Here is a 26,330-nt window from a genome sequence, read left to right as displayed (position 1 = left end):
TATCTTTTATTTATATTATAATTTTTAATTATAACCACTTATTTTGTTACTTTTTTTACTTTACAATTGTTACTTTTGACTTTGAGTTAATGCCCATTGCATTAGCCTCTTCTATATCAAGATGACATTCAAGTTTTGAAGCATCATTAGCTCTAATAGCTACATTACTATATATTCCGCCTCTTAAATCGTCAAATTTTATACATACTGTATCTCCATCACAAACTCCTAAGTTTTTAGCATCTTCAGGTGTCATGTGAATATGTCTTTGTGCAACTACTAAGCCTTCTTCAATTTGAACAGAGCCTTTTGGTCCTACTAATGTAATCCCAGGAGTTCTGCTTAAATCTCCAGATAGTCTTACATTTGATGCTGCTCCAAGTTTAATGCAATCTCCATTTAATACTTCAACCTGAGTCTTACTTCTTACAGGTCCAAGGATTCTAACTTTCTCGATTGCACCTTTTGGTCCGCAAATTGTTACAAGTTCCTTGCATGCATATTGACCTGGTTGAGATAAGTCTTTAAGTTTTGTAAGACTATAATCTGTACCAAAAAGACTCTCTAAATCCTTTTGTGAAAGATGTACATGTCTATTGGAAACTCCTACTGGAATCTCAGATGAATTTCCCTGAGATGCAGTTTTTTGTCCATCGTTTTTCACAGCTTCTAGTAAAAGCTTTAATACTGCTTCACAATTATCCATTAGTTTGCCCCTTTCATAGCGGCAACTATTTGATTAACTAAATCTAAAAGCTCTTCATTTTTTGTGCTATCAGTATTGCATTCAGTGCAAGTATTAGTATTGTTAACGCAAGCGTTATCTTTATTTAAAGCCGCTGCAGCTGCTGCAATTTGAGCTGGACTCATATTCATAAGTTGATTTTGTACGCTGTGACAATTCTCAGCAGTTTTTATGCAGTTGAAAGTTGGGTCATTAGATGCTAATGTTGCGCAGTCTTTTAGACCATAAGCAACTCTCTTAATGTTTATAAGGTGCTCAGGAGTAACATTTTCAGATACTGAGCTTCCTCCCCATGTACCACAACCTAAAGTGAATGAAGGATTAAGACCTGTGCTTGCACCTGTTCCACCTTGTGTTCCACCAGTGTTAACAAGGATACGAGAAGCTGGCTTTTTAGCAAACTTCATAACTATATCTTTATTTTCAGTATGGATACTCATTGTGTGACCAATTCCATTTTGAAGTAATTCAATACTTAAATCACATGCTTGGTAACAATCTTTTACTGTATAGAATCCAAGAACTGTTGTAAGTTTTTCAAATGATAATGGATTACCTTCGCCTACTCCGTTTTGTCTTCCTATAAGTACTTTAGTTCCTTGAGGAATTTCAATTCCTGCAGCACTTGCAATAACTTGTGGACTTCTTCCTACAAATTTAGCATTCATTGCATGTCCATTTTTGAATAATAATTTACAAACTTTATCAGTTTCTTCTTTAGTCATGAAGTATCCACCATGCTTTTTGAACTCTTGAATAACTGCAGCTTCATTACATTCTTCACAGATTATTGATTGTTCTGATGCACAGATTGTACCATTATCAAAAGTTTTACTTGCCATAATATTTCTAACAGCTTGTTCTATGTTGGCAGTTTTTTCTATGTATGCTGGAGAGTTTCCTGCACCAACACCTAGAGCTGGTTTTCCTGCACTGTAAGCAGCTTTAACCATTCCTGGACCACCTGTAGCTATTATTATAGCAACTTCTTTGCTTTTCATTAACTCATTTGTAGCTCCAATTGAAGGTGAAGTTACACATGTTATAACATTCTCTGGTGCACCAGCTTCAACAGCTGCATCGTGCATTAATTGAGCTGCTTTAATTGTACATTTTGCAGCAGATGGGTGTGGTGAGAATACTATAGCATTACGAGATTTAATTGAAATCATAGCTTTGAAAATAGCAGTAGAAGTTGGGTTTGTTGAAGGTACTATACCCATAACTAAACCAACTGGCTCAGCAATCTCTATTATCTTGTTTACCTCATCTTCTCTAATTATATCGATAGTTTTCATATCTTTAATTGATTCATATAGTATAGTAGCTGCTAAATGGTTTTTAAAAGTTTTATCTTCAACTTTACCAAAACCAGTTTCTTCAACTGCCATTTGTGCTAAACAAACTGCATTTTCTTCTGCAACTCTAACCATGTTACGTAAAATTTTATCGATTTGCTCTTCAGTATAATCAGCAATTTTATTAGCTGCTACCTTTCCAAGTCTAGCAAGATCTCTCGCTTCTTGTATTGAACGTAAATCTTTATCAAATTTCTCCATTGGTCATTACTTCCTTTCGTAAACCTTACAATATCTAATTTTTCTCGTAATACAACTTGAATTTAGCAAGTAATTGATTTTTACCTGCTTTTGAAATTACTCTACCTGTAATTCCAAAATCTTTATATTCACGAGCTAGATTTCTAAGCTTAACTACCTTTAGCTTAGATAATATTAAAACGGTTTTTTCAATACCATTTTTAATAACTAAATTATCTACATCATCTTTATGTAGATTCTCTAAACTTCCTTTATGAAGTTTATCTAAATCATTGTCTAAAGCATCACTATTTTGAATTTCTTCAACTTCTTCAGTTTCTTGAATTTCTTCTACAACTTCTAAGTCTTCTGCATCTTGGATCTGCTGAGTCTCTTGAATCTCTTCAGGTTCTTCAACTTTTTCATCAGATACTAAAGCCTCTTGAGTTTCCACTGAAGATTTAGATCCAATTATGCTTTCCAACTCCTCATGAGGACGTGGAATTACATGTTCTGATACTAAAGCTTCTTCATTAAGATTTTTAACAGCTGCTACTCCAGCTTCTATAGCTGCTTTTACTGCACCTACATCACCTGTAACTGCAATTGTAACAAGACCGCCACCTACATAGGTCTTTTCAATAATACTTACATCTGCGGATTTCACCATTGTGTCAGCTGCCTCAATAGATGCAAGTAATCCTTTTGTTTCTATTAAACCAAGTGCTTGCATAGGTCAATCCCCCTAATTTATAAAAGATCTGCCCAGTTAGCTGGATATGTTGTGTAGAATACCCTTGCTTTATCTGGAGAACCCCAAACTACTTTAGAACCAGATGGAACAAATAGCACATCTCCAGCATGAGCTGTATATGTTTTTCCATTGATTTCAACTGTTAAAGTTCCCTCGATAACATAGTCAATCTCTTCATAAGTTAATTCCCAATCAAATTTTGAATTTTCAATAACTAAAAATCCAGCACTCATTTTTGATTCTTCTTTGCTTACTAACTCTTGAAAATAAGCTTTTGCATTTGGATTTCCAGTGTCGAATACGTCCATTTTTACTGTTTTTCCTCTAACAACTTTAAGTCCATTAGGATCACTTTCAGCTTCAAATAGAAGATTCTTTGGTTTTAAGCATTCAAGCATTTCTTGTAAAAGACCCTTGTCCATCATTGCTCTGAAGAAATTAAGCATCATTTCACTATCCATACCTTCTATGCTTGGGACCTTTTTAGCTTCTAAAGTCTCTACCTTAGGTGCAGGAGCTTCTGTAGTAAATAGTATTTCATTGTTCTTTGCAAGATCCTTAGCTGATGGTGTAATTATTTCACTACCATCTATATAAAATACTTTTTCACCCTTTAATATTAATTGTTCAATATCTTTTGCACAGATTAATTTTTTCATATTTTCACTTCCTTTCAAATAATATTGGTATCTATAAAAAACCTAAAATCCTATGATTATTTTTAAGAAAGATTGTGTTTAACCAAAGTTACAATCATTATCAACTATTCCAACAACAACTGCATCTACAGGTATATTATCATCGCCTAACATTCTACGAGCAGATGATCCAGTACTAACGATAACTCTATCACCAATACCTGCACTGATATTATCAACAACAATAAATCTACGTCCTTCATCTACTCCACCAATTTCCTCAGCAAGCATAAACTTAAGTCCGTTAAGTGATTCAGCTTTTCTAGTTGCCCATACATTATCAATAAGTCTTGCTACTATCATATTGTTTTTCCTTCTTTCATTTTCAGTTTAATCTCATTTATTGCAGATTCAACTGATGATGTGTCGCCAAAAATTCCAATTAAAACCATATGTTGGGGACATGTGCCCTTTATATCTTCAACAGTGACACCAGCACTTTTCTCAGCAATATCTGTAGCATATATCATATCGATAAGTTTGCCTTGAACAAGTCCTATTGCATCAACACCGTCTAATTTGGTTTTACAATTTCCACCAATTCGTCTTATAAGAATATCTTTAGTGCTCTGGGAAGGTGATTTTATAATTCTAAAATCCACTTTTAAACACTCTCCTTATTATTCCATAATATCTTGTGTACAACTTAATGCTATTCCAAGTGGTGTAACAAACATAGGATTCTTAGGTTTGTGAGTATAAACTCCAGTCTGTTTCTGAATAATTTCTTCAATTCCAGTCAAACAACAAGTACCACCAACTAAAGAAATCTCATTCACATCATGATTCTTGATATGCTGGTTAATAATTGATGACACCTTTTCAACTACTGGCTTTAACACAGGTAAAATTTCCTTGTGGTTTTCATTATCTCTTTTAAACTTATCTGCCTCTTTAAAAGGCATTCCATAAGCACCAGAAATAACTAATGAGAAATGAGTACCTCCTGTTGGTTCATCAACAACATAAACAACCTTTCCATCTTTTAAAATTGATATTCCAGTTGTACCACCACCGATATCAACAACTGCACCATTTTCAATTTTAAGTACAGCATTGGCAGCAGTAGGTTCATCTAACAGATTTGTTAATTCAAATCCTGCTGACTGAACTACATTTTTAATTGCTCCAGAATCTAAAGCATCTGTTCCAGGTGGAATTGCAGCAGCTGCATAAAGAAGCTCTGTATTCAATTTTTCCTCAATTTCCTGCTTAAGTTCTCTAACAATTCTTATGGCACCAATATAGTCTACAACCATACCATCACGAACCACATCTGCATACCTATACGCACCAGCCACCGGCTTATAGTTTTCATCTAAAACAGCCAATACTACACAAGCAGTACCTAAGTCCACACCTGTATAATAAACAGAAGAACCGTTAAGGATTGGCTTTTCTATAACCTCTTCAAAATCTTGAACCATCTTATCACAATATTCAAAAGTTAATTTTTTCTTTGACATTCTTTTCCTCCTACTGCTGAACAAATCAATTGAGACAGCGAATTAATTATTGAATTAGTGTTCTCCATAATTCTATTTTTTAAACCGTCATCATCATTTTTGTAGGTATCAATTATATCAAATTGTAATTCTCGCATAGCACAACGTAGTGCGTTCATTTTTAAAATTGCATTGCTTTTTTCAAGCTGCATATGAAATTCTGTTATTTCAAAACAATCATCAAGGTCAGTCATGAAATTTAATGGATTAATTCCAGTGCATTCTTTGCAGCAAATAGACTCAAGAACACCTTTTCCTTCCACAACATTTCTGATGTTTGATATTTTTCTACCTAAATTCATAACATTTTGTGCTAAAATGATATCTTCTCTTAATATTTCACTACTAGTAACAAGAAATACTGCCTCCATAGATTTCAACTTACAACAAAGTTTCTTCAAATATAAATTAGTGTTTCTCTCTGGTTTTACTGCTTCAGTCTTATTTTCTTGAGAAACATTTTTATCTTTTTTAGAATCATTATTATTCATTGTTATTCTCTTATCAGACAAATATTGAGCTGCTCCAGGTGTAAGGCGCTGTCCTTGTTGTAACTTGTAGGTATTAAAAGGTTCTTTTCGATATAAATCTCTCAAATACTCTTCGGTAATAAATTTCATCATTGACCTTTACTCCTCACCTTTTTCAAATAAATACTTTTTCAAAGCATCAATTCCTGTTGCCATTGGAAAACTAATATTAAAATATGGCTTTGATACTCCTATGTTCTTCAACTGTCGTAAACATTTTTCTTCATTTTCAGGTATCAAGTCACATTTTGTAATAACTCCAATCACCGGGCATCTAAAAGACTTTGCAAATCCATGGGAGTATATTTCATTGCAATTAGACTGATCAACCAATATAAGCACATGAGATGCATCTTGAGCTGCTGCTATTATATGCTTGTACATCCATGAATTTTCTAAATAAGCACTTGGAACATCAATAGTGTTTTTACCATAAATTAAATCTGGTGTTCGTTTTAGCGGACCATCATAATTATTTAGGGCATTAACTAATGTGGTTTTACCACATCTTGAAGGTCCAATTACCATTATGCGCTTTTTTCTCATGTCCTTGTAATGGGTGCCGGAGTAAATCCAAGCATATCTCTTAACGTATCGTTTACTGCTCCAAGTGCTGTTTCCACACTTTGAACATCGCCATTTATTACAACAGAACCTGTAAAACGATCAAGAAACCCAATTTCAACATTAGAAGACTTTGTAGCAATATCTGCTGCTATTATTGCAGTTTCATATGGAGAAAGAGTTAAAATCCCTATAGCTCCTTTTTCATCGATTCCAAGACGTTCATATATATCAGACATAGGTGACGCAATGATATGTGCTATTGTAATCTGCTTTCCTGGCACTGACTCTTGTATAACACGCTGTATGTTTCTATCAAGAAAATCTCCCATAAACCTTACCTTCCATCTTATTATCTATTTGAAAATTATTTAATGACGGATTACTTTTACATGTAAATCGTACTTTTTAATCCATCCTTCTATTCTATCTAAATCTTCATTCTTTAAACTTGGATCATCCTTTATAGGATATTCCATTCCTAATTGATTGTATTTATTTACCCCCATTTTATGATATGGAAGTAAGTCAATCCCTTTAAAATTTTTATAATCTTTGTATGGTGTTAAAAACTCCATAGTCTTTTCAATCTCATCTTGAGAATCATTTATACCTTTAAGTAAAGGCATACGAATCTTAACATTATATTTGCGGCGAAGTAGTTCTTGCAGATTTTCTAAAATCTGTTCATTCCTCACACCTGTTAACTGAAAGTGTCTATCAGAATTAATATGTTTAACATCAAATAGGAATAAATCTGTAAACTCCGCAACCTTAAGTACTGATTCAAGTTTTGCATAACCACAAGTTTCAATTGCAGTATTTATCCCTGATTGCTTACATGCCATTAACAGGCTGCAAGCTGCTTCAGGCTGCATTAAAACTTCACCACCGCCTAATGTAACACCACCACCAGAAACTTCATAAAAAGTTCTATCTTCCTCTACAATCTCCAACAGTTCAGAAATAGTTTTTACTTCTCCAACTATTGTTAAAGCAGATTTAAGACAAGCTTCTTTGCACTTACCACATCCGATACAATCAATATCACGATTAACTTCATGCTTTAAAGTTTCATTAGATATGGTATGTATTCCAACAGGACAAACAGAAACGCAAGCCCCACAATTAACACATGAATTACTTTTAAACATAACTCTATGCTTTTTAACTAGTCCTTCAGGATTTGCACACCATTTACAACGAAGAGGACAACCTTGAAAGAATATTAAAGTTCTTACTCCATCTCCATCATACATGTTATATTTCTGTATATTAAAAATCGTCGCTTTTCGTTCGATTATACCTAAGTTTTCATTACTCATATTTTTCATTCTCCAGTTTCATTACCTTGATTTTTAATATATATCTTATTTATAATCTGTAATCTACAGAACACTGCTGCAGATTACAGATTTTATACAATTTTTTTAATTAAAAGTGTGTAAGCACAGTTCTGCTGATAATTTCATCTTGAACGTCTTTGCATAACTCAACAAAGAATGCACTATATCCAGCAACACGAACAATTAAATCACGGTATTGCTCTGGGTGTTTTTGTGCTTCAAGTAATGTTTTGTTATCTAAATAGTTGAACTGCATTTCTCCAAGCTGAAGGGCACATGCACTACGTAGTAATGTAATGATTCCATTTTCACCTTCAGGTGTATCAAGAAGACCCGCTACTAACTTGAAGTTATGAACCATACCTATATTCATATCCTCGCAAGACATTTTAGAAACAGATTTAATTATAGCAGTAGGTCCTTTAAAGTCAGCTCCTTGAGTTGGACTTATACCATCTGATAAAGGCATCCATGCTCTACGTCCATTTGCTGTAGCTCCTGTAAGTTGTCCAAATGGAGTGTTGTTTGAGATTGATAAAGTACCATGGCTAAGAACTGAATATAATGTCTTATACTTACGATGTTCTTGCTCAGTAAAGTTAATTAAATCCGCAGCAATTAAATCTGCATAATCATCATCGTTACCATACTTAGGTGCTTCTAAACAATCTTTTTTAAGTTGTTCATATCCAACGAAATCAGCTTTTAAAGCTTCGTTCATTTCTTGTAGTGTATATTTTTTATCTTCAAATACTAATTTCTTTATAGCTGCCATAGAGTCTGCATAAGTAGCAAGACCACTCCATACTACTCCTGGTCCGAAGTTATACATAGCTCCACCTGCTTCTACTCCTCTACCATTTTCCATACATCCTTCATACATCATAGACATAAGTGGTTTTGGTGCAAGGTCTCTGTGAACACGTTGAGAAATTACTGTAGCAACACTTGTCCATTTAGTAATGAATTTAATTTGCTCTTTAACAGCTGCTTCAAATTGCTCGTAAGTTTTGAAGTTGCTTAGATCTCCCATATCTGGGCATACTTGCTTACCATACCATAGTGGTACACCATGGTTAAGAGTAAGTTCTATACATATAGGCCATTGAGTATATCCTGTAGAAGTCCATTGATATAATCTTCCTGACTTCTGTGGCTCAACACATCCCATTAAGCAGTAATCTCTTGCATCTTCTATAGAAACACCTTTAGCTAACATCATTTTTATATGAACGTCATCAAAGTGACATGCTGGGAATCCCATACCTGCACGGATAACATCAACTATCTTTTTAAGATACTTTTGAGGTGATGCTTTGTGTATACGACAAGCTAAAGTTGGTTGATATATCTTAACATGACGAACTGCATCCATTAGAAGGTATGTTAATTCGTTTGTAGCATCTCTTCCCTCTCTAGTAACTCCACCTAAACACATGTTAACGAATGGTTGGTAACCTGCGAAGAATTTAGAAGCTCCTTCACTTGTAAGCCACATCATCTCAGACATTTTTATAAGCATACAACCAGATAACTCAAATGCTTCAAAATCAGTCATACGACCAGCTTCAATATCCGCTTTGTAGAATGGGTACATATATTGGTCAACACGTCCTATAGACATACCTGTTTGGTTTTCTTCAACTACAAGTAATGATTCTATAGTCCAAACTGATTGAATTGCTTCCCAGTAAGTGCTTGGCTTATGAGCTGGAACTCTAGCATTTACTTCTGAAATTTTTAATAACTCAGCTTTACGAGTAGGATTAGTTTCTTTTGCAGCTAATTCTGCAGCATAATCTGACATACGTTTAGCGTATATCATAACACCCTCTGCAGTATCGATTAGAGATTTGTAGAAGTATATTTTTTCCATATCTTCTGGTCTTTCATAGCTAAGGTCAGCTAATTTCTCATTACATTCCTTTACTATGTCAAGCATACCTTTTTTCATTAAGATAACGTCGTATCCTGGGTTAGAGTCTCCTCCTCCATTTAATGCGTGGTATGAACAATCTGATACGAAAGATTCTCCAGAAAGTTCCCATACTCCAGCTTCTCTGTATTGACTCTCACAGTATTCATCAATTGATTTACCTTCCCAGAATGGGAATAATTCTTCACGCATGATCTTCTTATCTTCTTCTGATACGTAGAATGGGTCTTGAGCACGAGTTCCTATTGTATCAAGTTCGTCTCTCATCCATCTCCAAGATATATCAGGAGAGAAAGATCCAGCACGTGGTTGTCCATTTGGTGCACCAACGATAAGTTCATTATCTTGAATTACTAATGGTGCAGTTTCACAGCAACGCTTGAAAGACTTACCACGTAAAATTGCCTTAGGTATACCAGGGTTTTCTTTTGCTATTTGAGTAATAACTCTTGCTTTGTGAGTAGTGATTGTTGGTACATGAGTTAAGTATTTTTCCTTTAACTTAACTAAACGCTCTGTTATTCCATCTGGAATTTGACCATTATTGTCACACACAACACAGCTAGTAGTTGATTCATCCTTTGTTATTTCTTTGGAAACACTAGAAAACATCTTCATTAAACTAGCACGTTCTTCATCAGACATGTTTTGAGTTGCTTCCATAAACTTATTTGAAAATTCACGAATATCCAATTTATTCCCTCACATTCTTTAATATATTTCATACATTTTGTATGACCTATTATTTTAAGTCATTTAAAACTTTTTTCAAAATACTCTCTAATAGCTTAACACTATCAATTTCATTTGCGTTTAATTTATCTTTTAAAACTTCATAGTTGGAATCCTCTTTATTGTCCATCATGCCAACAATTTCATCTGCCTTACGAACCCCATATCCAACTTTACGTACATATATTAGGTTCATAGGTGATACATTATCTGAAGTCATTCCATGCCCTGCAGATCCACTGCCTAGAGTCATTGATGGAAACAAGTTTGTGGTTGCTCCCATACTTCCAAAAGTTCCTGGAGTGTTAACAAGTACTCTTCCAACAGGTTTTTTTAATGCAAATTGACGAATAACCTCTTCATCCTTTGAATGTATAATAAGTGTATGTCCATGTCTCTCACTAAGTAATAATTCTATACACTTTTCACAAGCATGCATCCAGTCATCTTCTATATAAAAAGCTAAAACAGGACAAAGCTTTTCTCTTGAATAAGGATTTTTTTGAGATACAAATTTTTGCTGAGAAATAAGAACTCTTATATTTTCAGGAACACTGAAGCCTGCCTTTTTAGCTAAAAATTGTGGCGATCTCCCGATCATATCCATGTCAGAACTTCCATCTTTGTAATATAAGATTGATGCCAATTTTTCAGCTTCTTCTTCTGTCATAAAGTATCCACCATTTTTAATAAGTTCTTGTTTTACTTCAGCTACTATACAGCTATCCACAACAATTGATTGTTCAGCAGCAGATACAACTCCATAATCGAAGCTCTTACTATCAATAATATCTTTAGCAGCTTGCTCAATATCAGCAGTACGTTCTATAAATGCTGGACCATTTCCATTGCCACCATAAATTACTGGTTTGCCGGACTTATAAGCTGCATCAAGCATTTGTGGAACCCCTGTATTCATTATTAGTGAAGTATCTTTATGATTCATAAGTTCTAATGAACCACTTGAAGTCACTGTATGCAAATATGCAAGTGCACCTTCTGGAAGCCCTACCCCTTCTCCAGCTCTAATTAAAATATCAATTGTTTTAGAAATTGTATTTTTAGCTCCTGGATGAGGTGAAAATATAATTGCATTTCCTGACTTAATTGCAATTAAGGCTTTATATATTGTTGTAGAAACAGGACTCATTGATGGAGAAAAGGCTATAATAACACCCATTGGTACTCCTATATCCTTTGTCTTGTTCATTTTATCTTCACTAATGATACCTACACAATTCATACCTTTAAGTCTGTTTTTCAGATACTTACATACAAAGTGATTTTTAATATGTTTATCTTCCCACTTTCCATATTCAGTTTCCTCATTAGACATTTTTGCAAGTTCTTTTAAATGTTTTTCAATCTCTTCGGTCATACGTTCAACTATCTCATCAAGTTTTTCTTGTGGGAAAGCTGCTAATTTTCTTTGTGCCTCACGAGCATTTTCAACAAGAATTCTCGCTTCCTGCATGGAGAGTAAATCATTATCAATAATATTCATTTTTCTCTCTCCTTTTCCTTATAAAAAGTTTTTCTATTTATTATTCTGTTACAAGATTTGTAATTGCATAACGTTTTATTATTTTTTCTAGATCTTGGTGTGGTCTTGGAATAACTATTGAACTATAAAGACTTCCACCTTCCATTCCTTCAACTGCTGCAACACCAGCATCTACTGCTGTTTTACAAGCACCAACATCACCACGAACTAAAACAGATATATAACCTGACGCAACGTTTTCATATCCTATTAGTTCTACATCTGCTGCTTTGCACATAGCGTCTGCTGCTTCTAAAGCAAAAACCAGACCAAAAGTTTCGATTAATCCTAAAGCTTCATATCTTGACATATGTAAATCATTTCCTTTCTATGCTTTATGCGTCGATATCGTGTACTGAAACGATATCTCCAACTTCTTTAATAGGACGTGGCATAACATTGTGTGCTGTTAATTTACCAATTGCTGCCGCTGCCTCAGCACCTGCTTCTACAGCAGATCTTACTGCACCAACATCACCTTTTACCATAATAGTTACAAGTGTTGAACCAACATTTTCATATGAAATCAATTCAACATTAGCTGCCTTAAGCATTTTGTCTGCAGCCTCAAGTGCAGGAACCAATCCTATTGTTTCTACAAGGCCTAAAGCCTCATCTCCATAATATCTCATTACTAATTCCTCCTTCCTATTTTTAGCTCAATATACTTTAGCTTAACTACATAACTTCTATATATTATATTTATGTTTGCATGCATCTTTTGTTTGTTCTTATATATTGATTATATCCCTTACCCTTTGGGGGAAAGTCAATATATTTCTTGCATTAAAATTCTTAAATATTTTTACAAGAAATTATGCTGTTAAGAGTAAAGTCTTTTCTTAATGTTTAATAAGAATAACTATTTTACTAAATTCATAAGAGATTTTTCCTTATAAGCATTACCCTATGGGTAATGTTAAAAATTAATCTCTTATGTATTTGTTAATTGTTGCTGCACCATCTTCATGGGCATGATAATAAACCTTTAATTGGTTGTTTTTATCTAATTCAAATCTTGTTTCCTCAATAAGACCATTTGCTTCTGCTGTCATTAACGCAGTAATTACAGCGTTCTTTTTTAAAGCTTTAAAATTTCCATATTGTCCCTTTAACGCTTCTATAACGTCATCTGCGCAAGCTTCTTCTACTTTAGTGAAATATTTTAATATTGCATAATTAAGCGGCTTCATCTATTTTATCCCCCTCTTTTTTTCCTCTTAATAAATCAAGTGGATTCATAGATATTGTAAGGATACCAAACATCATTATTACAGCTCCAATCCAAGCAACTGAAGGTAATGACCATCCATCCATTCCACCATATACTCCTAATAACAATAAGCAGAATAATGGTCCAAAGAATGAATATGTACCGTTACATGCAGTTCCAAGCCCTGCTCCACACATACTGTTTCCAGCATACCATGTCATAAATGTGATAAATGATAAAAGACCACTTAATGCAAACCAAATCATTGCAGGACCACTTGTAAATGCTTGTATAGCAAGGTCAACAGAAATGTTCATTCCACCAGCCATAATTCCAAAAACAGGAACTAAGATGAATAAATTTGCTATACCTGATGTAACTTGACGAATACAAATACCAATTTCAGGATCGATCATTGATGTACCATATCCAGCTACACAACCTTCAAATCCCCATGCAAGAGCTGCAATAATAGCTATTAAAATACCAATTAAAGTACTTGCTGAAGCTCCACCGCTAAAGCCTGTACTACCAATTAAGAAACTAGCAAATACACATACTGCAATACCTAATGCCATACGTTTATTTAATTCCTGCTTATATAAAATTTTACCTAATATAGCAGCAATAGCAGGGCAAAGAGCTGATATTGGAACAACTATTGGTCCAGCCATTTGAAGAGCTATAACATAAGCAGTACCAGCTATAGGTCCTCCAATAAGAGCTGCTAATATCATAATTCGTCCCGGAGTAGTGTTAATGCATCTTACAAAGTCTTTAAATTTACCTTTTACTAATGCAAATGAAATCGCCCAAACTGCACTACATGTATCATTTATTGCATTACCAAGTGCAGCAAGTAAGTATGCTATAACAAATGCTGATAAACCTGCTGAATTAATGCCATACCAGTCACCCCATACTCCTTTTGTCATACCCATAGTCAGAAATGCTGTATATAACCCATAGGTAAGTCCTGAAAATAAAGCTAGAGATATACCCTTTTTGAAGAAATCACTTGATAATTTCTTCTTTGCAGCCATAGCTTGTGGGCTTACTGCTTTTGAAACTTCCTTCATAAAATAAAACTCCTTTCAATTAACCATATCTTTTGTATATTAATAAATAATTATGGCTCATCCCTATGAAACATAAATTATAGCAATGAGCCTTTTAATTAATTAATTCAAAAAATTTTTTTAGTCTTTTATATATTTGTTGATTGTAGCAGCACCATCTTCGTGGGCTCTATAATAAACTCTCAACTCATCATTTTTATCTAATTCAAATCTTGTTTCTTCAATGAGACCATTTGCCTCCGCTGTCATTAACGCCGTAATTACAGCTTTCTTTTTCAAAGCTTTAAAGTTGCCATACTCTACTTTTAGAGCATTTATAACATCATCAGCGCAAGCTTCATTAATTTTTGTAAAATATTTTAATATTGCATAATTAAGCGGCTTCATTATCTTATACCTCCTTCTTTTTAAACAAATCCATTGGATTCATAGCTATTACAAGGATACCGAACATCATTAATACCGCAGAAATCCATACGATTGGAGGTAATGCCCATCCGTCCATACCGCCTATCACTCCAAGAATTATCCAACAGCAGAATGGACCCCAGAAGGAATATGTACCATTACAAGCCATACCAAGAGCAGCACCACACATACTATTACCGTTATACCAACTCATGTATGAAACAAAAGCACAAAGACCACTTAGTGCAAACCATATCATTGCAGGACCACTTGTAAATGCTTGACTAACTAAATTAGTTGAAAATTTAATCCCATCTCCAAATATCATTCCAAATAAAGGTACTAATATTATTAAGTTTGAAAGCCCAGATGTAGCTTGACGAATTGTAATACCAATCTCTGAGTCAATCATAGATGTACCATATCCAGCTACGCAACCTTCAAATCCCCATCCAAGAGCTGCAATAAATGCAATACAAATTCCAAGGAACATTCCAGCTGGAGCATCTCCACCAATACTAGTACTTCCAATCATAAAGCTAGATACAACACAGATGGCAATACCAAGCATCATACGTTTGTCTAGTTTTTGTTTGAATAATATTCTTCCTAAAATAGCACCGATAGCTGGACAAAGAGCTGTAATTGGAATAACAATTGAACCCGCCATTTGTAAAGCCACAACAAAAGCTGTACTTGAAATTGGTCCTCCGATAAGAGCTGCCAATATCATTACAGCACCTGGTTTGGTTTTAAGACATCTGAAGAAATCTCCAAGTTTACCTTTAACAGTTGCATAAATCACTGCCCAAACAGCACTACATGTATCGTTTACGGCACTACCAAGGGCACCAAGCACATATGTAATAACTACTGCTGATAAACCTGCTGTATTAGCACCATACCAGTCACCCCATACTCCTTTAGTCATTCCCAAGGTTAAAAATGCTGAATAAAATCCATACATAAGACCTGAAAAAAGAGCAATTGAAATACCTTTTTTAAGGAAATCAGATGATAATTTGTTTTTTGCAGTAATGGCTTCTAAACTTACCGTTTTCGAAACTTCCTTCATAAAATAAATCCCCTCCACTTAGTTTGATAATAACTTTTAAATTTATATTACTAAATAAAAATTTACAATGAGTACGTTTTGTGATTGTTATAATTTGGGATATTTCATTTTAAAACTATTGAATAACTTTTCATTTGATATCTTGTGGTTATTTTATTAACAATTAAATTATATGCCTTTCCCTATGGGGTAAAGTCAACATGTATTTGTCATCAAAATTCAAAAAAAATTAACACAACTAACTTAATAAATAATTATAAGTTAGTTGTGCCAGTTGTTTTAAGTGCTAAATACTAGTTTCCGTCAATATCATGGAGTAGAAATTTTATTTTATAAAAGAAATATATGTATTTTTTTCAAAAGATATATTTGTATTTTTTTACAAACCGAGTTTTATCGACATTTTATCCCTTACCCTACGGTCAACGTTTTCAGTATTTTCAGTTTAATGAATCTATCTCTTTCTTCTAATTTTAATCAAAATTTCCGTTACAAACTTGTCAGTGTTTTTAGTTGTCCAATAATCTGTTACATATCTTTCATAAGATTCTTCAGAACATATGTAATCATGTTCCTTAGCCCATTCTTTTATTTTTTTATATGTTTCATTAATTGTTTCATGAGTACCTATATGATAGCAAGAAGCTGCTAACCATCCACCAAATTCAATACTTTCTTCGTCCTTACACTTTAAAATAGTCTCTTGCATTATTTTCATCTTACTACATTTCCCATTAATCTTATCCTCAAAAGATGGAAAACATATAATTACAGGACCTGTTATTGCATTATTTATACTATCAATATAATTGTTAAACTCTATGTTAATTATACACTCCATATAATCATAATTAAAATTTTGATTTAAGAATATTAAATTGCGCTCATCAATATATTTTATAGAGACATCGCAAACATTATTTTCAATTACCATCTGTGCCTCAACTATAAGTGTATGCCAATCTCTTACAGATCTTATCTTTAAATTTATTTCCTTTTCAAGTTCTCTTAATTCATCAATTTTTGTTCTAAAACTTTTATCAAAAAAATCATAAGTTGTTCCTTGTAAAAAAGCTCTCATTTCTTCTAGCTTAAATCCACTTTGCTTATAATATTTTATTACTGGTACAGATAGTAAGTTTTTCTTGCTGTAATATCTATAGCCACTTTCATCAGCTACTTTATCAGGTGATAATATACCCATTTTATCATAATATCTCAGTGCTTTTTTTGTTATTTTACATATCTCTTCCACTTTTCCTATGGAATATAATTCTTCTCCCATACTAAGTTCACCTCTTTTATAATATTTTTAGCCGTTTTTAAAATCTAAATCATTTTATTCCAAAGATTTCAAAACTTTATTAAAAAGAATTTCCCCCACTAAATGTAAAGAATATAATGAGGAGTCCTTATAAGCATTAAAAAACAACTTCACCTTTGTAATATTTATAAACATTTTAAATTTATTCTAAGAGCCACGAACTCTTTGCAATTTTCAAAATGTTTATCATAAACTTATATATAATAAAAATCCTAATGAAATTTTAGCTAATTGTTATATCAAACTTTTTGTATAAATAAATGGATATTATTATGATTATGATGAGAATTATAAATACTTAATTATGTGATTTTGAATAAACAGAGTTTGATAATATTCAAAAATAATTGAAGAATAATATTTAACCTTAAAATGAATATTTTACCATGTGAAATTAAAGAAAAAATATATTATTCGTATAAACAATATTACATATTATAGTCAAACTGTAAAGAGGAAATTTATTACATCAAGCTAAATGTATAACATTCCATCCTAAATTTAAGGAGTTTAGCAGAACCAATAAAAAAACCACCCATTAATGAGTGGTATAAAATACAAAATTTTATCCAAAAACTTTTTCTAAAATTTTTGATAAATCTTCTCCTGTTACTTCTTTAGGATTTGCTGTTGTACATATGTCATTAAGAGCTGCTTTAATGATTTCTTCTTTTGATGCTTCAGCTAGTTCCATATCAGCACCTTGTTCCTTTAATGTTGTTGGAATCATCAAAGTCTTTTGAAGTTCTACAATACTTTTAATTAAATTATTAACACCAATATTTACATTTGGTGCATGCAACTTCAATAATTTGGCAACTCTTTGATACTTTTTAGATGCTATGTCATATTCTACATTGAAAGCACCCTTATTTAAATTGGCATTATATTCTATTACATAAGGAAGTATCATTGCATTACTTCTTCCATGAGAAATATGTAATTTCCCACCTACAGCATGAGCTAAACTATGAGTAATTCCTAAGCCAGCAGCATTAAAAGCCATTCCAGCAAGACATGATGCATTGTGCAGCTTTTCTCTTGCCACTACATCATTTCCATCAGCATAAGCTAGTGGTAAAAATCTAAAAGCTAAAGTAAGTGCTTTCTCTGCAAGAGCATCTGAAAAATCAGTAGCATTCTTTGAAACATAAGCCTCTAAAGCATGTGTAATAACATCCATTCCTGTATCAGCAGTTATAGCCTTAGGTACAGATTTTACTAGTTCCGGATCAAGAATTGCAACTGTTGGAAGAAGAGATTTATCTGCAAGAGCATACTTTAACCCTTCTTGTTTATTAGTTATTACTGCATATTCAGTTACTTCAGACCCTGTACCACTTGTAGTAGGTATAGCATAGAATTCTTCTATAGAAGAAGCTCCACCAGTAATTTTTTTTGCATATTCTCTCATAGCTTTAGCTCCATCAATTGATGAACCTCCACCAAGAGCTATCATAACCTGAGCATCACAATTTTGTAATTTCTGAATGCCTTCAGCAATAACTTCTACAGATGGATCAGGTACAATATCACTAAATACAGCTACTTGACAATCAACAAGCTTTTGCTTTACTTTCTCAGCCATACCTGATGTTTCCATGAATTTATCACATACAATTAGCACTCTTTTATTCTTGATTTCATTTAGTTTTTCTAAAGAGCCTTGTCCAAAATAGACCTTTGTGTTAATACTAAATTCTTTCATATACAATCTCTCCTATTTTAAAAATATTCAAGATATGAATGAATTAGTTTTCTTTACTTTAAAATAAAATTAACCCACAATTATAACAATCAAAAAAGTTTATAATAAACTTTACTTGATTCATTATATCAATAATAAAATACTATTGCAACAGAAGGTTCGGTCAGTTTCAGTAAAGTAAAGTTTTTCAAGTTAACTTCTTAAAAATATAATAAAAATTATATTTTTTAATTATAAAAATATAAAATACTAACAATTATATTTCTACCACTTAACATTAAAAAACAAACTTTTTTAATTTGTTATTTACTTTACTTAACGTAGATACAAGAATTTTTAGGATACTTGGTAAAAATAAAGAAACTACAAAGCCCACAGCACATAATACAAATATCTTATATTTAATAGCATGTCCAATATAAATTTGATATCCATGGATAGCAGATATAGCTATAGCTGCTATTATTATAATCTTAGATGCAATCCAAGATATTATATTTAATATTTTACATAGAAATATTATTATGGATAATATAACTACCACAGGCATGAGCAATATCTTAAGTGACAATTGAGTAAGGGAAGATTCACTACTCTTTTTATTACTTCCTACTTTTCTACTACTATCCCTTTTACTTTGTTTTTCAGATTTAATATTGTCTCTATCTTCTGTAGACTTCTTTTTAGATTTTTTTTGTTTTCTTATTGATGTACTCTTTGAAGATGATCTCTCCTTTTCTTTACTAACTGTAGATTCTTGTTCATATTCATTAAAACTTTCATAGCTATTACTATCATTTTTATGAAAATTATTATTTAAATCTTTCACTTGATTATCTATAATCACAGTTTGCTGACTTTTATTTTTTTCTCTCTCTTCCTTTATTTTTTCATAAGCTTCATCAAATACTTTTATAAAGGATTTTGCTCTTTTTTCATCTTCTATCTCTTCTTTAAATTTATTTATCCTATCTTCATAAGCCTTTGTTATCTCTTCCATAGATGTATTTTTATCAACACCTAAAATTTTATAATGTTCCATATCTCTCCTTCTCCAACTATAAGTTTAATTTTTTCATTTGTAATCTAATATTTCAAAATCGAAGTAGTCTAAATATTACTTAATTATCTAATACCTTATTTTTAGTTTATTAGTATATTTATAATTCTATCTTCTTTAAATACAGGATTTCTTTTAAAAATCTCTGCCAAGGTGTCTATATTCTCCTCTAAATGTTCAATGTCTTTAGAATATGTATGACTTATATCTACCATATCCTCATCACTAAGCTCTCCACTTTCTATCCACCTTACTACACATAACTGTTTAATCATTAAATAACTCACCACGGCAGTCTTCACTTTAGCAGCCACATCATAATCAAAGACAGCCTTCATAAAGTATCTAAACACAAAATAAACTAATATATTTTCAAACTTATACATATTATCTTTATAAAAATTGTTAAATTCCTTATATTTATCTAGATAAATATCTTTATTCTCAGCACTACTCTTAATATAAGATAACACCTTATCTAAGCCTAAGGGATCATTGTTATTTATATGCTTTAAGCCTTTAAATACATAAAAATACTCTTCTATATCAGTATACCATTGTTCTTTATCTCTAATAGTTTTATTAAGATCATCACTAGTCTTGTTTATAAAGTTTTTATCCATATATCTTTCTTTAATGGTCTTTAAACTAGTTAGATCGTCCTCATCTATCTTATCCTGAACTTCCTTTGCAAAGTCAAGAATTATAGCAGCTCTTATATTTAAATCAATACTACGATTCTGAAGTATATTAAAAATTATACTTCTGCACTGCATAAGGTCGATAAATAGCATGGCATCAATATCGTTATAGGAAGTTATAAACTCATCATTTTCACTTAACTCAAATTCAACCTTATTAGAATCACCTAGTATTATCCTTGCTGCCTCTGGACAGGAAAGTGATATACCTATTTCTCGTAAGTTCCCGAACTCCTCCATATACCTAGGATACTTCTTGCAAGTATAGCAAAGACCATCTTCTCCAAGTTCATTATATATATAACATAATTTGTTTTCATTTAGAAAGGCACAATTTCCTTTTTTCAATACAAATATATTGTCTTCTCCATCATTGACTATCTCACTTCTTAGTCTTTCTCCAAAGCTACCACTAAGATTTTCATAGTAATCATAAGTTTCTTTATCAATAACAATTTCCCAACCAGCACAACATGTATCCTCACACTTGTCTGCTATACATTTGAATTTATTAAGATATTTTGGTACTCTTATTTTCATTTTTCACCTCAAAGTTTTTATTATATATTTAAGGTATCTGAAAATAAATAATAAGTCAAAGATGGGAAGTATATTTTGAGTTAGACAAGGAAACAGGTTCCGCAGATAGTAGCACTATCTAAGGGTTCTGTTGACGCAGTATAACACAAAATAGACGAACATTCTGACTTATTTATTTTTCGAAGATGCCTTATGTTAAATTCTATTTTATCATATTCTCATAATTTTATATTGTAAATATGCTTTTACTTATTCTAACATCATTCTTTTCTTCTCACATTCTTATTTTTTTAAAAAATATACTTTTATCAAAAACTATATGCTTTAACCTGAATTATTCATAGAAAAATAAAAACCATGCATAGCTTGATACCTATATTTATTAACATTTTGCTTTTCACCTAAAAAATGATGAAAATATAGAAAAGGAGTCCCTCCTTTGTTATGGTTAACTTGCAGAAAAACACTTAACAATGGAGAGACTCATATGAATAGTTTAATAGAAAAATATGTGAATTAAACAAGAAAATTAAATTTAATAATCTATAGCGGCTAAGATTGTTACTGGCTGTAGATATATACCATTTAAACTATGCAGTAGTTGTCCTTATATAAATAATTTTAGTGAATAACTCAAGTTAATATATTAAAATATCTTATTAACCGATTAAAAAATAAAGTTATAAATAACTATAACAAATAAAGTACTAAATAATGTTCCAATTAAATAATACTCACCAAATTCTGCATCCTCAGAAATCTTATTATATCTAGCAATTGACTTTGCTGTTAAAATGAATCCTATAGCCGAGTATTGATTACTATATAAAAACATAGCAATTATTATACGTTCTAAAAAACCTATAACTGCGCCATTATTACTACCATTGTTAGCAACGCTGCTATTGATACTATTGTTAACTACCGAATTATTACTAGTAACTAAGTTTCCCTTAGGCTTACATCCTGAAAATATTATTTTAAAAGTTATATTTGCCGGCTTATGCATACATAACACCATCAATGCCCATTTTAAAACCGTTAATCCATCGATACCCAATATATTATATCCAATATACAATGTATCTATTGGATGATATAAATTCTCCCTAAAACAAACTATTACGGCTATAAGTAAAATTATATGTATAACTTGATCAAATATATATACCATCCATGATTTAATATACTTCTTTACTTTATTCTTTTTACATGCAGTATGAAATATTTTTAAATATCCCTTATATAAATAATATTTTACTACATCGATCAATAAATGAGCTAAGCATAATAATAGTATTAATCCTGTTATCTTATAACTTTTCTTAAACAAAAGTAAAATTAAAATAAATGGAATGCTATAGAATACTGAATGCTTAAATACGCCACCTATTTTTTCCTTCTTTAGCTCTGACATTTCATCATCTTGCAAATAATAATCCCCAACCACATGTGCTATCAAGCACAGTACAATAAATTTAATCTGCATATTTATATTCTCCCCACACTTCCATCAAAACTCTATTCAAACTATGTTTTACATAAATATAATTATAATATCCTGAGCTCTTTAATCTCCTTTGTACGCTTGATTGAACTAAATTTAATTCATTAGCAATTTCCCTTTGAGTTTTATTTGAAAACATTATTTTTTCAATAAGCTCTCTTTGCTTATCTGTCCACTTCTCTTCTATAAAGTAACATAAGCATAAATTATTATTAATTAAACTAACTATATCAGTTTTATAAATCGAACTAACCCCTATATCTGTATTATATTGTGATTTACTGTTTGTTTTATTTAATATTTTAATCTCCTCTATCATTTTTCTAGCATAATGATATGCTGGACCGTCAGCCCCTAATGCCATCTCTTTATTTATATTAGTATAAATATTACCAATCCCAACTCCAAATCTAATTTTTATAGGATACATTTTAAACTTAATTTTATCAATAATATCAAATAAATGAATAGGATTACTTAATAAACCTTGAAATTCATCTCCTAATGTAATAATAAATTTTGCAGCAATGTTTCTTTCATATTCAATATTTATATCTTTTAATATATGATTTAATTTTTCCTGAGCTTCATTTCTATTTAATATCTTTTTTGACTCAACTATATCACCTATAATTGCAAAGTACATGCTTATTACCTCATAATTTCTTAAATATTTCTTTAATTTTAACATTTATTAGATACTTTTTCAATGATGATGCATTTACAATAGCATCATCCCTTTTGATGCACTCATAATAGCATCATCACCTTTGATGCACTTATAATAGCATTATTACTTTTGATGTACTTATATTATATTCTACATTTTTCCTTTTTGGGTCCACCAATTTTACTTATTCAATATTTTAAAATTTAAAAAATGAGGTGTAAAATAACACCTCACCTAACAACATAACTTTAAATATGCATTATACAATCTTCGTCGTCCCACTTTTGTACCTTTATGACAGAACAATAAGCAAAAAAATTAATCAAGATTGTATATAGCTTTGATATCTCTTTTTCCACCTATCAATATTTTCTCCACTTTATCTAACCATTCTGTTCTAGTTAACTCTTTATCATTAGACATTAATAACTCATTTCTCAATTTTAAAATTTTATTATTAATTTCTCTAATGTGTTTCTCCTTATCAGTATTTATCAATTTTAATCTTGCTATCTCATTGTCTATTGATTGAATTTTCACTTCAAGTTCTTTTATTTTTCTTTCAATAACATCTTGCATACTTTCAGATGATGAGATGAAATTCTCAATCAAACTTTCTAACTTAGATTTTAACTTTTCTAATTCAGTTTCTTGCTCTTGAATTTTAAATATTATATTAGAATTAGCATTTTCATCTAACCTATCTAATTCTTCTTGTAAGCTTATGATTTTAAGTTGAATCTGCAATTGTATATTCTTGTAATATACTTTTCTTTGTTGTTCTATATAGTTGTTTAGCATTTCTATATTAATGTTTTCACCATTACAATATTTTTTAGTATATTTCTTCTTATGTGAACAAATCAAATAATGAAGTTGATTTGCTTTATCTGACACTTTAGTTTCAACACATCTAACATATGATGCTCCACATTTAGCACATTTGAGTTTGCCTCTGGTATCATATACTGCAGCATTCTGGCCTCTATTACCTACTCTACATCTGTATGCTAAAGCTTTTTGCACTTGTTCCCATAGTTCCTCTGACACTAATGGGTCTATCCTGTTATTCTGCTGAATAACCCAATCTTCTTTTCTAACATACTTAGTTTTACTTTCAGTAAAAAGGTTGACATTATTAAATTTATTGCGGACATTATAACCTTTATATTTAGGATTAGTTATAAGAGTTTTTATAGTGCTATCTGTCCATAGATTATTTTTCTTAGTCCTGTATCCCATTTGATTAGTTAACTTAGCAGTCATTTTTAGTCCATTCTTTAATGATGTATTAAAGATAAATTCAACAACTTTTGCTTCTTCTTCATTCTTTATTAGTGAATTGGTTGCCCTATCAAAATCCCACCCAAATATGGAGTTATTTCTTATCTTATTTTGAAGAATAGTAGTTTTATTACCTCTCTTGGTTCTTACAGATGTTTCTTTAACTTCATTCTCTGCCATTGCAAAGAACATCTGCAATAGAATCATATCGTTAATATTACTACTATCTTTTTGAACATCAAGAAACTTAACGTTAACCCTTTTATAGTTCCATAGTACTCTTAAAATATCTACAATGGCAATATTTCTAGCAAATCTTGAAGTATTAATAACTACTATCTCATTAAATAGTGGTTGTCTTTCAGCATCAACTTCAAAAACCATTCTACCGTCTTTTAAGTCCTTTGCATTGAGTCCAGTATCATACATAAGTTGCTGAAAACCAGCTCTTTTAAAACTTGTTCCCGTACCCGTATCAGAATACATTAATATCTCTCTATCTTTGTACTGCGCTTCTAGTAGTACCCTTTGCTGTTCTAAAGATTTTTGTTGGTCTGCTTTATCTGTTGAAACTCTTACATAACAAGCAATCTTATTCATTATGCTACCTCTCTTAACTCTCTTAAAATTTTATTTAAGATATTAAGCTGATAAGCATCTTGAATAACTTTTATTGCTTTTTGAACAGTCGATTTAATATCATTATAGCAGTTGCCACAAATTATTAAAACTCCGTCATGGTAAATTTTAATTTTATCTTCAACTCTTATATCAATCATAATAAAAACACCTCATGTACTTTTAATTATGTTATATAAACACATTTCCAAAAGTACACTTGGTGCTAAAAAGTTTTTAAATAATCCATTTTATATGCTATAATTTAATTAGTAATCACTTGGATATTTATTAGATAAGTATCCTATAAGTTGTTTACTATGTTCTGAAAGCTCTCCAGTGTTTTCGTCTATGGGGATAGGGAATAGCACTGGTGAAGCTTTTTCTTTTGTTTTATGAGAATATTTTCTTTGAACATAAACATATCCTTTTTCTTCTAAACCAGTCATAAGTTTTCTTAATGTTGGTTTACTTATTGTTAATTCTTCGCATATCGTAGTTTGATTCTGAAAACATTTGTCTCCAAACCCTTGAAGGTAAATAAAGAAAGCTTTTTCTTGGATATTTAACTCTGTATTCCTCATAAAAGCATTGAAAACTGGAGTATAAAAGTTCTCTTTTGTATATTCTTTCTTTTTCTTATAAAGCGCAAAATCTGATATATTTTTTTCCACATTAACCCTCCTTTCACATAGTTTCAAATACCATGTAATGTAGTATTTATAATATAATTATAACAAAAACTGGAATCGGTGTAAACTAAGGTATGAAACATCTTTTCTAACGTATAAAATATTTTTTTATACCAGTGAATTTCTGTTTACATGGTATAAAACAGAGTTTTTAAGGTTAATAACAGATTTTCAAGATAAAAATACAACTATAAAACTACAATATTAAAATTACAAAACTATAACTCCAAAAGAAAAGATAGGGTATATCTACCCTATCCATCTATTCCTATCGCTGTGTTAATAGTGTCTTCAATACATTTAATCCTTTGAGCATCTGTTTCATCAACATAAATAAAAGTAGCAGTATCCCACACATTTAGTAGTAACTCTATTAATCTTTTTCTACTCAGCCTTTCCACTGCCTTTTGTACTTCTTCATTCCAAAATTGTTCCTTCATTTAAAATCACTCCTATAATTTTATATATGCTTATGTTATATAAATTAATTTTAGAAAGTTCACCTTTAAATAAAATTTTTATTTTAATTAATTTATATGTGATTATGATATATTTATCTT

At 31.3% G+C, this 26,330-nt stretch carries 29 protein-coding genes; all 29 read right to left on the bottom strand.

The features are described 5' to 3' along the window. Window positions 1–55 precede the first annotated feature (55 nt). Window positions 56–706, bottom strand: a complete 651-nt coding sequence (locus B3086_RS01300; protein WP_346848813.1) for a phosphate propanoyltransferase — start codon at window positions 704–706, stop codon at window positions 56–58. Beyond that, complete coding sequence (locus tag B3086_RS01295; RefSeq protein ID WP_346848812.1) at window positions 706–2,304, bottom strand: acetaldehyde dehydrogenase (acetylating); 1,599 nt, start codon at window positions 2,302–2,304, stop codon at window positions 706–708. Before B3086_RS01295 ends, B3086_RS01300 begins: the two co-directional genes overlap by 1 nt. A 34-nt stretch (window positions 2,305–2,338) precedes the next feature. Continuing rightward, window positions 2,339–3,016 (bottom strand): BMC domain-containing protein, encoded by a 678-nt coding sequence (locus B3086_RS01290; RefSeq protein ID WP_346848811.1) that lies wholly within the window; start codon window positions 3,014–3,016, stop codon window positions 2,339–2,341. A gap of 17 nt (window positions 3,017–3,033) precedes the next feature. Beyond that, window positions 3,034–3,696 carry a cupin domain-containing protein gene (locus B3086_RS01285; RefSeq protein WP_150843642.1) on the bottom strand — a complete coding sequence of 221 codons (663 nt, stop codon included), beginning with the start codon at window positions 3,694–3,696 and terminating at the stop codon, window positions 3,034–3,036. Window positions 3,697–3,774: 78 nt separating this feature from the next. Beyond that, a complete protein-coding gene (locus B3086_RS01280; protein WP_035134869.1) occupies window positions 3,775–4,038 on the bottom strand; it encodes a EutN/CcmL family microcompartment protein in 264 nt (87 codons plus the stop codon). Beyond that, entirely contained in the window at window positions 4,035–4,337 is a 303-nt protein-coding gene (locus B3086_RS01275) for a BMC domain-containing protein (protein ID WP_035134867.1), read from the bottom strand. The genes B3086_RS01280 and B3086_RS01275 overlap by 4 nt, the downstream gene beginning before the upstream one ends. A gap of 18 nt (window positions 4,338–4,355) precedes the next feature. After that, a complete protein-coding gene (eutJ, locus tag B3086_RS01270; RefSeq protein WP_346848810.1) occupies window positions 4,356–5,201 on the bottom strand; it encodes an ethanolamine utilization protein EutJ in 846 nt (281 codons plus the stop codon). Beyond that, window positions 5,183–5,863 carry a cobalamin adenosyltransferase gene (locus tag B3086_RS01265; RefSeq protein ID WP_346848809.1) on the bottom strand — a complete coding sequence of 227 codons (681 nt, stop codon included), beginning with the start codon at window positions 5,861–5,863 and terminating at the stop codon, window positions 5,183–5,185. Before B3086_RS01265 ends, eutJ begins: the two co-directional genes overlap by 19 nt. 6 nt (window positions 5,864–5,869) lie before the next feature. Beyond that, window positions 5,870–6,316 carry a EutP/PduV family microcompartment system protein gene (locus B3086_RS01260; RefSeq protein ID WP_346848808.1) on the bottom strand — a complete coding sequence of 149 codons (447 nt, stop codon included), beginning with the start codon at window positions 6,314–6,316 and terminating at the stop codon, window positions 5,870–5,872. After that, the gene (locus B3086_RS01255; protein ID WP_035134859.1) at window positions 6,313–6,666 is read right to left on the bottom strand and encodes a BMC domain-containing protein; all 354 of its coding nucleotides are present in this window, start codon (window positions 6,664–6,666) and stop codon (window positions 6,313–6,315) included. The genes B3086_RS01260 and B3086_RS01255 overlap by 4 nt, the downstream gene beginning before the upstream one ends. Before the next feature lie 39 nt (window positions 6,667–6,705). Next, the gene (cutD, locus tag B3086_RS01250; protein WP_346848807.1) at window positions 6,706–7,659 is read right to left on the bottom strand and encodes a choline TMA-lyase-activating enzyme; all 954 of its coding nucleotides are present in this window, start codon (window positions 7,657–7,659) and stop codon (window positions 6,706–6,708) included. Between the two features lie 109 nt (window positions 7,660–7,768). Further along, complete coding sequence (cutC, locus tag B3086_RS01245) at window positions 7,769–10,309, bottom strand: choline trimethylamine-lyase (protein ID WP_346879116.1); 2,541 nt, start codon at window positions 10,307–10,309, stop codon at window positions 7,769–7,771. Between the two features lie 49 nt (window positions 10,310–10,358). Continuing rightward, entirely contained in the window at window positions 10,359–11,852 is a 1,494-nt protein-coding gene (locus tag B3086_RS01240) for an aldehyde dehydrogenase family protein (RefSeq protein ID WP_346879859.1), read from the bottom strand. 40 nt (window positions 11,853–11,892) lie between these two features. After that, a complete protein-coding gene (locus tag B3086_RS01235) occupies window positions 11,893–12,201 on the bottom strand; it encodes a BMC domain-containing protein (protein ID WP_035134854.1) in 309 nt (102 codons plus the stop codon). Window positions 12,202–12,226: 25 nt separating this feature from the next. Further along, window positions 12,227–12,523, bottom strand: a complete 297-nt coding sequence (locus B3086_RS01230) for a BMC domain-containing protein (RefSeq protein ID WP_035134852.1) — start codon at window positions 12,521–12,523, stop codon at window positions 12,227–12,229. A 294-nt stretch (window positions 12,524–12,817) separates the two neighbouring features. Next, the gene (locus tag B3086_RS01225; RefSeq protein WP_346848804.1) at window positions 12,818–13,084 is read right to left on the bottom strand and encodes a hypothetical protein; all 267 of its coding nucleotides are present in this window, start codon (window positions 13,082–13,084) and stop codon (window positions 12,818–12,820) included. Next, window positions 13,071–14,183: a membrane protein gene (locus B3086_RS01220; RefSeq protein ID WP_035134848.1), complete on the bottom strand. Its 1,113-nt coding sequence runs from the start codon at window positions 14,181–14,183 to the stop codon at window positions 13,071–13,073. The genes B3086_RS01225 and B3086_RS01220 overlap by 14 nt, the downstream gene beginning before the upstream one ends. A 120-nt stretch (window positions 14,184–14,303) precedes the next feature. After that, complete coding sequence (locus tag B3086_RS01215; RefSeq protein ID WP_346879858.1) at window positions 14,304–14,570, bottom strand: hypothetical protein; 267 nt, start codon at window positions 14,568–14,570, stop codon at window positions 14,304–14,306. Between the two features lie 4 nt (window positions 14,571–14,574). Beyond that, a complete protein-coding gene (locus B3086_RS01210; RefSeq protein ID WP_150843634.1) occupies window positions 14,575–15,666 on the bottom strand; it encodes a hypothetical protein in 1,092 nt (363 codons plus the stop codon). Window positions 15,667–16,120: 454 nt separating this feature from the next. Beyond that, window positions 16,121–16,951 (bottom strand): MerR family transcriptional regulator, encoded by an 831-nt coding sequence (locus B3086_RS01205; RefSeq protein ID WP_346879857.1) that lies wholly within the window; start codon window positions 16,949–16,951, stop codon window positions 16,121–16,123. 604 nt (window positions 16,952–17,555) lie between these two features. Beyond that, entirely contained in the window at window positions 17,556–18,698 is a 1,143-nt protein-coding gene (locus tag B3086_RS01200; RefSeq protein WP_346848802.1) for a 1-propanol dehydrogenase PduQ, read from the bottom strand. A 277-nt stretch (window positions 18,699–18,975) separates the two neighbouring features. Further along, the gene (locus B3086_RS01195; protein WP_346848801.1) at window positions 18,976–19,740 is read right to left on the bottom strand and encodes a molecular chaperone DnaJ; all 765 of its coding nucleotides are present in this window, start codon (window positions 19,738–19,740) and stop codon (window positions 18,976–18,978) included. Window positions 19,741–19,841: 101 nt separating this feature from the next. Beyond that, complete coding sequence (gene fliB / locus B3086_RS01190; protein WP_346848800.1) at window positions 19,842–20,999, bottom strand: flagellin lysine-N-methylase; 1,158 nt, start codon at window positions 20,997–20,999, stop codon at window positions 19,842–19,844. 667 nt (window positions 21,000–21,666) lie between these two features. Further along, window positions 21,667–22,488 carry a DUF3307 domain-containing protein gene (locus tag B3086_RS01185; protein WP_346892675.1) on the bottom strand — a complete coding sequence of 274 codons (822 nt, stop codon included), beginning with the start codon at window positions 22,486–22,488 and terminating at the stop codon, window positions 21,667–21,669. Continuing rightward, window positions 22,478–23,152, bottom strand: a complete 675-nt coding sequence (locus tag B3086_RS01180) for a SatD family protein (RefSeq protein ID WP_346879856.1) — start codon at window positions 23,150–23,152, stop codon at window positions 22,478–22,480. Before B3086_RS01180 ends, B3086_RS01185 begins: the two co-directional genes overlap by 11 nt. 342 nt (window positions 23,153–23,494) lie before the next feature. Further along, window positions 23,495–25,060, bottom strand: a complete 1,566-nt coding sequence (locus tag B3086_RS01175) for a recombinase family protein (protein WP_346892673.1) — start codon at window positions 25,058–25,060, stop codon at window positions 23,495–23,497. Next, window positions 25,060–25,239 (bottom strand): hypothetical protein, encoded by a 180-nt coding sequence (locus B3086_RS01170; RefSeq protein WP_346892671.1) that lies wholly within the window; start codon window positions 25,237–25,239, stop codon window positions 25,060–25,062. Before B3086_RS01170 ends, B3086_RS01175 begins: the two co-directional genes overlap by 1 nt. A gap of 108 nt (window positions 25,240–25,347) precedes the next feature. After that, a complete protein-coding gene (locus tag B3086_RS01165) occupies window positions 25,348–25,752 on the bottom strand; it encodes a helix-turn-helix domain-containing protein (RefSeq protein WP_346892669.1) in 405 nt (134 codons plus the stop codon). 272 nt (window positions 25,753–26,024) lie between these two features. Further along, window positions 26,025–26,210, bottom strand: coding sequence for a hypothetical protein (locus tag B3086_RS01160; RefSeq protein ID WP_346892667.1), 186 nt, complete (start codon window positions 26,208–26,210; stop codon window positions 26,025–26,027). Between the last annotated feature and the right edge of the window lie 120 nt (window positions 26,211–26,330).

Source organism: Clostridium sp. UBA871, from assembly GCF_002295255.1.
In the GTDB taxonomy this organism is placed as follows: domain Bacteria; phylum Bacillota; class Clostridia; order Clostridiales; family Clostridiaceae; genus Clostridium_J; species Clostridium_J sulfidigenes.
Note: the sequence above shows the minus strand (reverse complement) of the source record. Positions and strands in the feature narration are given on the sequence as shown.